This window comes from Mesorhizobium sp. M1406 (genome assembly GCF_040317555.1).
Lineage (GTDB): Bacteria > Pseudomonadota > Alphaproteobacteria > Rhizobiales > Rhizobiaceae > Mesorhizobium.
Window position 1 is genome coordinate 19,315 of sequence record NZ_JAMYKW010000010.1, and the last position, 13,699, is coordinate 33,013.

8 protein-coding genes are annotated in these 13,699 nt (G+C 64.2%); 1 reads left to right on the forward strand and 7 read right to left on the reverse strand.

Annotated features, from left to right (window positions below; translation table 11 throughout):
• Positions 1-7 precede the first annotated feature (7 nt).
• The 6 genes from NKH03_RS11525 to NKH03_RS11550 form a co-directional block, all read right to left on the reverse strand.
• Positions 8-1,114, reverse strand: coding sequence for a DNA topoisomerase IB (locus NKH03_RS11525; RefSeq protein ID WP_352968462.1), 1,107 nt, complete (start codon positions 1,112-1,114; stop codon positions 8-10).
• 110 nt (positions 1,115-1,224) lie between these two features.
• The gene (locus tag NKH03_RS11530; protein WP_352968463.1) at positions 1,225-2,157 is read right to left on the reverse strand and encodes a glycosyltransferase family 2 protein; all 933 of its coding nucleotides are present in this window, start codon (positions 2,155-2,157) and stop codon (positions 1,225-1,227) included.
• A 141-nt stretch (positions 2,158-2,298) separates the two neighbouring features.
• The gene (locus tag NKH03_RS11535; RefSeq protein ID WP_352968464.1) at positions 2,299-3,183 is read right to left on the reverse strand and encodes a transglutaminase family protein; all 885 of its coding nucleotides are present in this window, start codon (positions 3,181-3,183) and stop codon (positions 2,299-2,301) included.
• Positions 3,184-3,211: 28 nt separating this feature from the next.
• Complete coding sequence (locus tag NKH03_RS11540; protein ID WP_352968465.1) at positions 3,212-5,623, reverse strand: circularly permuted type 2 ATP-grasp protein; 2,412 nt, start codon at positions 5,621-5,623, stop codon at positions 3,212-3,214.
• Between the two features lie 6 nt (positions 5,624-5,629).
• Entirely contained in the window at positions 5,630-8,989 is a 3,360-nt protein-coding gene (locus tag NKH03_RS11545) for a transglutaminase family protein (protein ID WP_352968466.1), read from the reverse strand.
• A gap of 112 nt (positions 8,990-9,101) precedes the next feature.
• Positions 9,102-10,298: an acyl-CoA dehydrogenase gene (locus NKH03_RS11550; protein ID WP_352968468.1), complete on the reverse strand. Its 1,197-nt coding sequence runs from the start codon at positions 10,296-10,298 to the stop codon at positions 9,102-9,104.
• Between the two features lie 154 nt (positions 10,299-10,452).
• Here NKH03_RS11550 and NKH03_RS11555 point away from each other — a divergent pair, with 154 nt between their 5' ends.
• Positions 10,453-11,364, forward strand: coding sequence for a LysR family transcriptional regulator (locus NKH03_RS11555; protein ID WP_352968469.1), 912 nt, complete (start codon positions 10,453-10,455; stop codon positions 11,362-11,364).
• On the opposite strand, the gene NKH03_RS11560 is transcribed toward NKH03_RS11555, so the two are convergent.
• Complete coding sequence (locus tag NKH03_RS11560) at positions 11,365-13,689, reverse strand: Tex family protein (RefSeq protein ID WP_352968470.1); 2,325 nt, start codon at positions 13,687-13,689, stop codon at positions 11,365-11,367.
• Between the last annotated feature and the right edge of the window lie 10 nt (positions 13,690-13,699).

Here is a 13,699-nt window from a genome sequence, read left to right on the forward strand (position 1 = left end):
CTCCCGGTCAGCTCTCGCGTATCTTCAGCCATCGCAGCACGAGAGCTTCCTCGTCGTCCAGACCATCGATCGAGCGCTTGCGCTTGCTGGCCCGCGCCATTTCGTCCAGCAATTGCCCCTCTGACCATGCTTCGAAGACCTGCGGATGGATGTAGCATTTGCGGCAGACGGCACGTGTGTTGCCCAGCCGCTCGGCAACCTTGTCGATGACGCTGTTCATCACCCGTTTTTGCAGCGCCTGGCTTTCCGGCAATTCCGTCTGTGCAAACAGCGACGCGGCGTGGATGGTGCCGCCCCACGTGCGGAAATGCTTCGAGCTGAACGCATCGCCGGCAGCCTCGCGGATATAGCGGTTGACGTCCTCGGAGCGGACCGGCCGCCTGCCGCCGTCCTCATCGAGATACTGGAACAGTTGCTGGCCCGGCAGATCCTGCGCGCCGCGCACGATTCCAGCGATGCGGCGATCGATCAGCTTCAGCTTCCACTCCTTGCCGGACTTGCCCTTGAAGGCAAACCGCAGGCTTGAACCGACGATATCGACATGGCGGTCACGCAACGTGGTCAGCCCGAAACTCTTGTTGTCGCGGGCGTAGGCGGCATTGCCGACCCGGATCATCGTGTTGTCCAGCAGCCAGACGACCGCGGCGACGACACGCTCGAGCGGCAGACCAGTATGGCGCAGATCGCTGTCGATCCTGCGCCGCAGGTCCGGCAGGCTTTCGGCAAAGGCGATGAGGCTCGAATATTTGGCGCCGTCGCGTTCTTCGGCCCATTGCGGATGGTAGCGGTATTGCTTGCGTCCGCGCAGGTCCCTGCCCGTTGCCTGGATATGGCCGTCGGCGTCGGGCGAAATCCACACATCCGTCCAGGCCGGCGGAATGACGATTGCCTCGATACGCGCCCTGGTAGCATCCGCAACGGGCCGCCCATCCGGCCCCTTGTAGGAAAACCCCTTGCTTGTCTTCAGCCGCCGGATACCCGGCTCGGCGTCACTGACATAGGTAAGCGACGCATGATCGGCCGAGCTTTGCGACCCGTTCTTCGGCGCGCGATTTTTCGGCACAGCGTCTTCGTCAGCCGACCGGCTGTGCGACAATCCGGATTTCTGCAGCATGTCAGCTCCGCGCAAATATCGGTAGATAAGCCACTGGCCGATTGCTGGTTCCACACGCCGCCTGAAAAGACTGTGCGCCTGTATAGTGTCGGTCCCAGCGGAACTGGCGCCTACAGGGCGCCTTGCAGCTGGATCGACGGCGGTGACAAGCGCCGCCGCGCCGCAAGCTTGAACCTGTAGCGCAGGCAGCGCCAGGCTTCCGAGCGACGCTTTGGCGCGGCCGCGGCCACCGCCAGGAAGCGCGCCGCGGTGTCCAGATCGCCGCGTGCATAATGGACCCGGGCGATCTTGAGGGCGACAAGCCCTTCCCTGGCCTTGAGCGCCGACATCGGAATGCTGCAGTCGGTAAGCGTGCGCAATTGTCGGCGCCAATCCAGGAAGCGCCGTACCGGGTTGATCGCAAAGCGGTCGTCGGAACGCATCGGCGAAACCTCATAGACCATGACGGGTTGCGAAACCATGGCCAGCGATGCCTTGCTCATCAGCCGCGCCCAGAACAGCGTGTCCTCGTCATAAGCCAATCCGACCGGGAATCTCGTCTCGCCGATCAGGGCTCGGGATGCCAGAACGCTACCCACGGCGACCGACCGTATGTCGCCTTTCACATAGGCGGCAGCGTTTGCCAGGCACGCGGCCTGATAGCCGTTTGGCACCTTGATCTGTCGATCCTGGCCGTTCACCCGTCGCCGGTAGGCGCCCACGATCATATCGGCTTCCGGCTGCTCCTGCGCCTTCCGGAGCAGCGAGCGCAATCCGCCTTGCAGATGCAGGTCGTCGGCGTCGATCAGGTATACCCAGGGATGGAGCACTTCCGCCAGCGCCACATTGCGGGTTCCGCCGGCATCGCGGCAACTGGCCGGCAGCACATGCAACGGCAACGATAGTTCCGCCGCGAACCGCCGCGCAACGGCTGCCGTGTCGTCCGTCGATGCGTCGTCGACCAGCAGTATCTCGCCGATGATTTCGGCCTCGCTGCGAAGAGAAGCCAGCGTCGCCCCGATGGTCGCCGCCGCATTGTGGGCAGGAATAACGACGCTGATCACTCTTAAATCCCGCGCCAACGCGCATAAGAATACAATTATTGTCCACTTCGAAACGAATGCAAAGTAGCTGCTGCATCGGCGTTTGAGAAGTAGTCTTGTCCGTCGGAATTACAGCGAAGAGGTCGCTGCACCAACCTGCTTTCACGCTTTTTCGAGCACTACCGGAATGACGTCGACAGCTTGCTCGCCGACCTGTCCCCCCGTGGTTTTGAGAACGCCCACGATCGGCGCCACGTCCGAATAGTCGCGGCCATAACCGACGGTGATGTGGTCGTTGCTGGCCCGCATGCCGTTGGTCGGATCGAATTCCTGCCAGCCGGCATCGCGCCCGCACCAGACCTTGACCCAGGCGTGCATGGCATCGGCACCTTCCAGCCTAGGCTTGCCCTTGGGCGGGATGGTGCGCAGGAAGCCGCTGACATAGCCGGCCGGAATGCCGAGCCCGCGCAGGCCGGCGATCATGATGTGCGAAAAATCCTGGCAGACACCGCGCTTCAGCTTGAAGGCATCGCTGGCCCGGGTTCGCACCGTGGTCGCCTCGCCGTCATAGGTGAAATCGCGATGGATGCGATTGCACAGGTTCATCGCCGTGCCGGTGGCAGAGCCGGTGATGCTGTCCCGAGCGTAGCCGGTGATCGCACCGTCGATGCCGGCATGAGTGCTGGCCGTCAGGAAATGGTGCGGTGTATCAGGCGCCAGCGACCGCACGGCGGCGAGTTCCTGCCTGAGCCGGCCGATATCGGGTGACACGTCGAGCCCAGGTTCGGGCCGCGACACCGATACGCGTGCGCTCATCCTTATGTCGAGCGTGTCATGCGCCTCGCGAAAGGCGATCGAGGTGACGTTGTTGCCGAAGAAATCGGGAAAATCAGAACGCTCGTTGGGCGCCGGCGCAAAGGACAGGGATGCGGCGATGACGCGCTGCACGCCTGATATCGTCGACGGCAGCACGCGAATCTGATGGCGGCCACCACCAGCCGCCGCGGCATAGTCGTAATGGAGATGAAGCCTGATATCGTAAAGCATGCCCTACTTTTCTTGTTTCGGAACCAGCTTAGCCGAAATAGGCTTTGGCGAGGCTGTTGTAGAGGCCGCCGATTTCGTGGGCGAGCTCATCCAGCGCCTTTGCCGTCATGTCCGAAGGCTCCTTGATGGCGATCTGGGTGTTGAGCTGCAGGATTTCCTTCGCCGCCGGCGACATGTGCCCCTCCCCGCCGATCGACGGCAACAGGCCGATCTCGGCCTTCAGCCTTTCGAGCTGGAACAGGATGGAGCGCGGATTGAGCGGGTCGAGCGCCAAGAGATCGATCACCGTGCGCCGGCCGGCCTGCACCGGGTATTGCCGGCGGTGGGTCATCACGCTATCGCCGATCTCCAGCATCATGTCGAGCGCGCCGTCGGGCGCCTTGGCGCTGGTCAGCCGGGACAGCGTGCGGGCGATCTGGATGCCGCGCTCCAGCCGGCGGCCGATCTCGAGGAAGCGCCAGCCGGCGAAGCGGTACATATTCTCGTGCAGCAGGCCGGAAAAGCCGGCGAGCTTGCGCAGGATGACCGTCATCGCCCGGGTCGCGTCGTCACCGGGCGCCACCGTCGTTGCGAACTGATGGATGGTCTTCGACAGGTCCTTGAGCGCCAGCCAGCCATCGGGCGAAAAGCGGTCGCGAATCTGCCCGGCGCTGTAGACCGCACTATCCAGCGTACCGATCAGCCCTGACGGGATCGCCGTTTCGACGTCGATGCCGAAAGGTTCGAGATAATCCCTGATGTCTGCCAAGAGCGGCATGTCCGGATCTGACGTCTCGGCCAGCCGCACATGATAGGCGCGCAGGATGCGCACCGTGTCTTCCGAGCGCTCGATGTAGCGTCCGAGCCAGGTCAGGTTCTCCGCCGCGCGGCTGGGCAGGCTGCCGGGTCTGGTGCGGGTGAAACTGTCGCCTTCTTGCGGCAACAGCGTCTCGCGCTCCACCGGTTTGTCGCTGACCACCCAGACATCCGCCGCCTGGCCGCCGCGCTGCATGGCGATCGCCGTCGGGTCGAGGGACAGGCCGACGCGGGCAAATCCCCCCGGCATCACCGTCCAGCCTTCGGGTGTTCGCGCCAGGTAGACGCGCAGGCTCGCCGGCCGCGGCTCCAGCCAGCCACCGACATAGACGGGCGTCGTCGAAAGCGTCACCGCTTCCTGGCCGACGAAGTCGCCGCCATCGCGTTCGATGCGCGACACCAGCTCCGCCCGCTCGCCGGCGGACAGCGCCGAGCCAAGTTTCGTCTGGTCGTCATCCTCGAAGGCAAGTCTCGTCGACAGCGCCGGGCCAATGACCATGTGATCGATATTGGCCAGCACATGCGCCCGTTCGGTTGCTTGCCCGCACCACCATGTCGCGACACTCGGCAGCAGCAACTCCTCGCCGCGCAAGGCGCGCGAAATCTTGGGCAGGAAGGCGAGCAGCGCGCGCGTCTCCATCAGGCCCGAGCCCAGTGCATTGACGGTCGCAACCGCGCCCTGGCGGATCGCCTCGACCAGCCCCGGCGTGCCGATCTGCGATTCCGCGCGCAGTTCGAGCGGATCCGCGAAGGCGGCATCGAGCCGCCGCCATAATACGCTGATCGGCATCAGGCCGGAAACCGTGCGCACCATCAGCCTGCCGCCGGAAACGGTCAGATCCTCGCCTTCGAGCAGCATGATGCCGAGATAACGGGCGATATAGGCATGTTCGTAATAGGTTTCGTTGAGCGGCCCCGGCGTCAGGATGGCGACGCGGCCGTCGGTTTCCTTGGCCATGCCGATCAGCGCATCACGAAAACGGCGGAAGAAGCCGGCAAGGCGATGCACATGCATCTCGCCATAGATATCGGACAGCGCGCGCGTGGTGGCGACACGGTTTTCCAGCGCAAAGCCGGCGCCGGACGGCGCCTGCGTGCGATCGCCGAGCACCCACCACTGGCCATCAGGCCCACGGCCCAGTTCGAAGGCACAGAAATGCAGGAAATGACCGCCGGGTGGCTTGGTGCCGATGAGGGGTCGCAAATATTCCGGACTGGCCGCGATCAGTCCCGCCGGCAAGATGCCCTTTTCGATCAGCCGGTTCGGCCCGTGGATATCGGCGATGGTTTCCTCGAACAGCTCGGCGCGTTGCACGAGGCCAGCGCTGATCGCCGCCCACTCGCTCTCCTCGATGAGAACCGGGACATGCGCCAGCGGCCATTCGCGCTCATTGGTGCCGGCCTTGTCATAGACGCGGTAGTAGACGCCGGCGTCGCGCAGATACTGGTCGGCGCGGGCGAAACGCTGGCTAAGCTTTTCAGGCCCCAGTTCGTCGAGTGCTTCGATGAAGTGCTTCCAGACCGGACGGGGATTGCCTGATGGATCGACCATCTCGTCGACGACGCCGTCGATCGGCTGGTAGTGCTCCAGCAGGCTGTGGATCCGCGGCTTGCCGCGTACCCTCTTGTGATTCCCCTTTACCATCACTGATCAGAGTCTTGCCGGCCGCCGAAGGTCAAGGGTCATCGGGAAATCTTCAGCGGGTTGTTCCTCACGTAGCACATAAGCGGACGGCGTATGGCCGCGCGGTTCGAAGCGGGCGAGGCGCCGTGCCTCCGCCTCATTGCCATTGACCGGGAAAGTATCGTAGTTGCGCCCGCCCGGATGCGCGACATGGTAGACGCAGCCGCCGACCGCCCGGCCCGACCACCGGTCATAGATGTCGAAGACCAGCGGCGTGTTGACAGGCAGTGCCGGATGCAGGCCAGAAGCCGGCTGCCAGGCCTTGAAGCGGACGCCCGCCACCGCGACTTCGCGATTGTCCGTGACCTTCATCGGCACGATGCGGCCGTTGCAGACGATCGCGTGACGCTCCGGATTGAGACCTTCGGTCTTGACCTGCAGCCGCTCGACCGATGAATCGACGAAGCGCACGGTGCCGCCGATCGCGCCTTGCTCACCCATGACATGCCACGGCTCCAGCGCCTGCCGCAGTTCCAGCTTGACGCCAGCGTGTTGAACCTCCCCGCAGAACGGGAACCGGAACTCGAGCTGGGCGTCGAACCATTCGGGCCTGAACTCGAAACCGTTGAGCTTGAGGTCATCGAGCACGTCGAGAAAATCGGCCCAGACATAGTGCGGCAGCATGAAGCGGTCATGCAGCGAGGTGCCCCAGCGCACGAAACGGCCATCGAGCGGGTTCTTCCACGCACGGGCAATGATCGCCCTAACAAGCAGTTGCTGCGCCAGGCTCATACGCGCATTGGGCGGCATCTCGAAGCCGCGGAACTCGACAAGACCCAGCCGGCCGGTCGGTCCGTCGGGCGAGAACAGCTTGTCGATGCAGATTTCCGAGCGATGCGTATTCCCTGTGACGTCGGTCAACAAATTGCGGAACAGCCGGTCGACCAGCCACGGCAAGGGTGCCGCCCCTTGCTCCGGATGCGGCACCTGCGCCATCGCTATTTCGAGTTCATAGAGCGAGTCGTGACGCGCCTCGTCGAAGCGCGGCGCCTGGCTGGTTGGGCCGATGAACAGGCCTGAGAAGAGATAGGACAGCGAGGGACGCCGCTGCCATTGCAGCACCAGGCTCTTCAACAGGTCCGGCCTTCGCAGGAACGGGCTGTCATTGGGCGTCCCACCGCCGACCACGACATGGTTGCCGCCGCCGGTGCCGGTGTGGCGGCCATCGATCATGAATTTGTCGGCGCCAAGTCGCGTCTGCCGCGCTTCCTCGTAGATCGCCGTCGTCGTCGCCACGCAATCCTGCCAGTTGGACGCCGGATGGATGTTGACCTCGATGACGCCTGGATCCGGCGCCACGCGGATGACGTTGAGGCGCGGATCGTGCGGCGGGCCATAGCCTTCGATATGCACGGGAAGGCCGATCGCCTTTGCCGCGTTCTCGGCCGCCGCGACCAGTTCCAGATAGTCTTCGAGCGCTTCAACTGGCGGCATGAACACACAAAGCCGCCCGTCGCGCGGTTCGACCGAGAGCGCGGTGCGCACCGCGCCACCAAACTCGGGGGTAGTGTGTTCGACGCGATCCTGCTGGCCGGTCGCCGCGGTGAAGGACGCCGCCTGCTGGCGCCGCGCCATCTCGTCGGCGCCTTCCAGTTCGGCCGGAGCCGTCACAGGCAATAAGGCTTCACGCGCGGGCAGCGGTCCGCGTGGCAGCGACGGATCGACCGGCACGATGTAGGGGAATTGCTCCGGCGGCACATAGGGCAGCGTGCCGAGCGGCAAGCGGTAGCCGACCGGTGAATCACCGGGCACCAGGAACAGCCGGCCGCGCCGCGTCTTCCATTTTTCCGAGCGCCAGCGTGGCCCTGATGCCTGGCTGTTCCAGCGCTGGACGGGCAGCACATAGCCTGACGGCTTGGTCAGCCCGCGTTCGAACACCTTCGCCATGCGGCTGCGTTCTTCCGGATCCTCCAGCTTGGAGTTGGATGGATCGACATTGTCGGGCAGCTTGCCTTCCTTGAGCAGCCACTCGGCCGGATCCTCGTAGGCTTCGCTGACCATGGTCTTGTCGATGCCGAGTTCGCCGGCAATCGCGGTGAGCAGGCTTTCGGCCTGTTTCGGGCCGATATCGGCCTCGCTCTTTTCGCGTGCGATCAGCGACGGATCGCTCCACACCGGCTGGCCATCGGTACGCCAGTAGAGCGAGAAGGTCCAGCGCGGCAGGCTTTCGCCCGGATACCATTTGCCCTGGCCATAGTGGAGAAAGCCGCCGGGCGCGAAACGCTCGCGCAGTTTCCGGATCAGTTCGTCGGCCTTTTCGCGCTTGGTCGGGCCGACGGCGGCGGTGTTCCACTCGGCCGATTCGAAATCGTCGATCGATACGAAGGTCGGCTCGCCGCCCATGGTCAGCCGCACGTCCCCCGCCGTAAGGGCTGCATCGACCTTGTTGCCCAGCGCGTCGAGCGCCTGCCAGCTCTCATCCGAGAACGGCTTGGTGATGCGCGGATGCTCGGCGATGCGGTCGACCCGCATCTCGAAGCCGAATTCGACATTGGCGAAGCTCGCCATGCCGGAAATCGGGGCTGCGTTGCGGAAATGCGGCGTCGCCGCCAGCGGCACATGGCTCTCGCCGGTGAGCAGGCCGGAGGTCGGATCGAAGCCGATCCAGCCCGCGCCAGGCAGATAGACCTCGCACCAGGCATGCAGATCGGTGAAGTCGACGGCGGTTCCCGGCGGCCCGTCGAGCGCGACGAGGTCAGGCTTGAGCTGGATCAGATAGCCCGAGACGAAGCGCGCGGCGATGCCGAGATTGCGCAGGATCTGCACCAGCAGCCAGCTCGAATCGCGGCACGATCCCTGTTTCGCGGCAAGCGTCTCCTCCGGCGAGAACACACCGGTCTCCATGCGCACGATATAGGCAATTTCGCGCTGCAGCCGGGCATTGAGATCGACGAGGAAATTGACAGTATTCGGCGCGCTGCGGTCGATCGTCCCAAGCAAGGCCGAAAGCAACGGGCCGGCCGGCTCCGGCGTCCGATAGATGGCGAGATCGTCGCGTATTTCCTCCGGATATTCGAACGGAAACGCCTCCGCCGACGGCTCGACGAAGAAATCGAACGGATTATAGACCGTCATGTCGGCGACGAGGTCGACCTCGATCTTCAACTCGGTCACCGGCTCCGGAAAGACGAAACGGGCGAGGAAGTTGCCGTAGGGATCCTGCTGCAGATTGACGAAGTGGTTCGGCGGCTCGACCTTGAGCGAATGACTGAGCACCTTGGTGCGCGAATGCGGCGCCGGCTGCAGCCTGATGATCTGGGGACCGAGAACCACCGGCCGGTCGTATTTGTAGTGGGTCAGGTGATAGACGGCTGCCAGAATTGCCATGGGGCCCCGGAATTCAGCGTTTCAAGCGATTTCGCTGAACCCTGACACAAATGGCGGCCATTCTCCAAGCACAGATGTTGCGGTGCACCTAATTTAAGCGGCTACCGAAGGCTCAGAAGAACGCCTGTATCCCCGTCTGCGCCCGTCCCAGGATCAGCGCATGCACGTCGTGCGTGCCCTCGTAGGTGTTGACCGTCTCCAGGTTCTGCGCGTGGCGCATGACGTGGTAGCCGATCTGGATGCCGTTGCCGCCATGCATGTCGCGGGCCTGGCGGGCGATGTCGAGCGCCTTGCCGCAATTGTTGCGCTTGACGATCGAGATCATTTCCGGCGCCATCTTGCCTTCGTCGAGCAACCGTCCGACGCGCAACGATGCCTGCAGTCCAAGCGCTATCTCGGTCTGCATGTCGGCGAGCTTCTTCTGGTAAAGCTGCGTGCCGGCCAACGGCTTGCCGAACTGCTTGCGGTCGAGGCCGTACTGGCGGGCGCGATGCCAGCAATCTTCCGCCGCACCCATCGAGCCCCAGGAAATGCCGTAGCGGGCCCGGTTGAGGCAGCCGAACGGGCCGCCAAGGCCCTTGGCGTTGGGCAACAGCGCATCCTCGCCGACTTCGACGCCTTCCATCACCACTTCGCCGGTGATCGATGCCCGCAGCGACAGCTTGCCACCGATCGTCGGCGCCGAAAGCCCCTTCATGCCCTTTTCCAGCACAAATCCGCGGATCTCGTCCTTGGCGTTCTCGCCTTTCAACTTAGCCCAGACGACAAACACATCAGCGACCGGCGCGTTGGAAATCCACATCTTCGAGCCGGAGAGCCTGTAGCCGTTCGCGGTCTTCTCGGCGCGCGTCTTCATGCCACCCGGGTCGGAGCCGGCATCCGGCTCGGTCAGGCCGAAACAGCCGATCCATTCGCCGCTTGCGAGCTTGGGCAGGTACTTCTTGCGCTGTTCGTCCGAGCCATAGGCATGGATCGGATACATCACCAGCGACGACTGCACTGACATCATCGAGCGATAGCCGGAGTCAACGCGTTCGACTTCCCGCGCGACCAGCCCGTAGGTCACATAATTGGCGCCAAGCCCGCCGAATTCCTCGGGAATATTGATGCCGAGCAGGCCGGCTTCGCCCATTTCGCGGAAGATGGCGGTGTCGAAGGTCTCGTTGAGATAGGCGTCCTCGATCCGCGGCGCCAGTCTGTCGGCGGCAAAGGCCGCCGCACCATCGCGCACCATGCGCTCGTCTTCCGAAAGCTGATCCTCGATCAGGAATGGGTCTTCCCAGACGAATGCATTCTTGTCGGCGGCCATGGCGTTCTCCCAAACCAATGCATGTCGCCCAAAAGTGTTCAGCGGCTTTCGGACGCCGACCTGCATAGCAAAATCCTGGCCCGGCTTATCGGCCCGCGCCTCGAAAAAATCAAACGAAATTGCTTCACCGATCAATGAGCGTTAGTAATGGATCATGAATGTCCAGCGCCGCCTTTTGCCCAACATCAGCGCCCTTGCCGCCTTCGAGGCGGTGGCCCGACTCGGCAGTTTCACCGCCGCCGCCCAGGAGCTGGATCTGACCCAGGGTGCGGTCAGCCGGCAGATCAGATTGCTGGAAGATCAGTTCGGCCGCCGGCTGTTCGAACGCGACAGCCGCAATGTCAGGCTGTCGGCATCGGGCGAGATATACGCCGACGCGGTACGTTCAGCACTTGGCCAGTTGCGTGACGCAGCCCTCGGATTGATGAGCAATCGGCATAGTGGCATCCTGAACCTTGCCATATTGCCGACTTTCGGCACGCGCTGGCTGATGCCGATGATCCCCGATTTCGTCGAAAACAATCCCGATATCACCGTCAACTTCGTCACCCGCATCGGCCGCTTCGACTTCGCCCGCGAGCGACTGGATGCGGCCATCCACTACGGGCTGCCGGATTGGCCGGAAGCCGACTCGACGCTTCTGGTGCGCGAAACGGTGGCGCCGGTGGTGTCGGCCGAATTCCTCACCGGCCGCGCCATCGCCTCTCCGGCTGATATCGGCCGCCTGCCGCTGCTGCATATGGCGACGCGCCCTGGCGCCTGGTCCGAATGGTTCGAGCATCAGGGGCTGAGCGCGCCGACCGGACCCGGCATGCAATTCGAACAGTTCGGCACCGCTGCCCAGGCCTGCATGGCGGGCCTCGGAGTGGCGCTGTTGCCGTTGATCCTCATCGCGGGCGAATTGCAGCGTGGCCAGCTCGTACCGGCGCCCGGCGAGCCCATGCAAAGCCGCAGTGCCTATTATCTCGTCGTTCCGCACGACAAGCGTGGCCATCCGCCGGTCGCCAGCTTTCGCGACTGGCTGCTGGGCCAAGTTGAGAAGGAGCCGGCTGTCCTGGCTTGGTAGCTACTTCCGCTTCAGCGCGTCAGCCAATGCCGCACCGAACGCGCCTTGCTGCGCCGGCCTTTCCGGCTGGCGTGGAGGTGCCGGCGAACGCGGCGCCGGCCTGCCGCCGCCATTGTCGCGCGGCCCGCCTTTCGACGCCCCACCTTCGCCGCCATCCTTGCGCATGGACAGCGCGATACGCTTGCGCTTGATGTCGACATCGACGACGCGCACCTTGACCACATCGCCGGCCTTGACCACCTCATGCGCGTCCTTGATGAACCGGTCGGCCAGCTGCGAGACATGCACCAGCCCGTCCTGATGGACGCCGATATCGACGAAGGCGCCGAAGGCGGCGACATTGGTGACCGTGCCTTCCAAAAGCATGCCGGGCTTCAGATCCTTGATGTCGTCGATGCCATCGGCGAAGGTCGCCGTCTTGAAGCCGGGGCGCGGATCGCGGCCGGGTTTTTCCAGCTCCGCCAGGATATCGCGTACCGTCGGCAAGCCGAAACGCTCATCGACGAAGACGCGCGGATCGAGCGCCTTGAGTGCTGCACTGTCCCCCATCAGCGAGCGAACATCGCGCCCGCAGGCAGCGACGATCTTCTTCGCCACGCCATAGGCTTCCGGATGCACCGACGAGGCATCCAGCGGCTCGCTGCCATTGGCAATGCGCAGGAAGCCGGCGGATTGCTCGAACGCCCGAGGTCCAAGGCGGGCGACCTTCAGCAGGTCCTTTCGGCTGGCGAACGGGCCGGTCGCGTCGCGATGCGCAACGATGGCGTCCGCGAGCGATGCGCCAAGGCCAGACACGCGCGCCAGCAGCGGCGCCGAGGCGGTGTTGAGATCGACGCCGACGGCGTTGACCGCGTCTTCCACCACCGCTTCCAGCGAACGGCCGAGCCGGTACTGGTCGACGTCATGCTGATACTGGCCGACACCGATCGATTTCGGCTCGATCTTGACCAGTTCGGCCAGTGGATCCTGCAGCCGCCGTGCGATCGATACCGCGCCGCGTAGCGACACGTCGAGGCCGGGGAATTCCGCCGCCGCCGTCGCCGATGCCGAATAGACCGAGGCGCCCGCCTCGCTGACGATCACTTTCAGCGGCTTCGGCCCACCATCAGAAGGCATGTCAGACAGCATGTCGGCCACCAGCTTTTCTGTCTCGCGGCTGCCGGTGCCGTTGCCGATCGAGATCAGCTCGACCTTGTGCAGGCGGATGAGCTTGGCGAGTTCGGCCTGCGTGCCACGCACGTCGTTCCTCGGCGGAAAAGGATAGACCGTCGTCGTGGTCAGCACCTTGCCGGTACCATCGACCACCGCAACCTTGACGCCGGTGCGGATGCCGGGATCGAGCCCCATCGTGGCCCGCGAGCCGGCCGGGGCCGCAAGCAGCAAATCCTTCAGATTGCGGGCAAAGACGTGGATCGCTTCCTCTTCCGCTCGTTCGCGCAGATCGCGCATCAAGTCGAGCGTCAGGTGCAGCGACAGTTTGATCCGCCAGGTCCAGCCGGCAACCTCCATCAGCCAGCGATCGCCCGGCAGGCTGCCGCCAATGGCATAGGCATTGGCGATCATTCGTTCGACCGGCTTCACCGGTGAGGTGTCGTCGGCATCGACCTCGATATCGAGCGACAGCACTTCCTCGTTGCGGCCGCGCAGCATGGCCAACGCCCGATGGCTCGGCACATTTGCCCAGCGCTCGACATGGTCGAAATAGTCGGAGAATTTTGCGCCAGCCTCCTGCTTGCCGTCGACCACCCTGGCCCGCATGAAGGCGCGTTCCTTCATGTGGGTGCGCAGTTTGCCGACCAGGTCGGCATTCTCGGCGAACTGTTCCGACAGGATGTCGCGCGCGCCATCGAGCGCCGCCTTGACGTCGGCCACCTCTTCGGTGACATAGGCCAGCGCCAACTCAGCGGGCACCGACGCCCGGTTAGCGAGGATGGCTTCGGCCAGAGGCCCCAGCCCACGTTCCCGGGCGATCTCGGCCTTGGTCCGGCGCTTGGGCTTGTAGGGCAGGTAGATGTCTTCCAGCTCCGCCTTGGTCGCGGCGGCGACGATCTTGCCCTCGAGCTCCTGCGTCAGCTTGCCCTGCTCGCGGATGGAGCCAAGGATGGTGTCGCGGCGCGCATCGAGCTCGCGCAGATACGCGAGCCGTTCGGCAAGGTCGCGCAATTGCGTGTCGTCCAGCCCGCCGGTGACCTCCTTGCGGTAGCGCGCCACGAACGGCACCGTCGCACCTTCGTCGAGCAATTTGATCGCCGCGGCCGCCTGTTCGGGTTGGGCAGTGATCTCGGCCGCGATGATGGCTGCAATGCGCTTGATGTCGGATGCCATGTCATTCCTG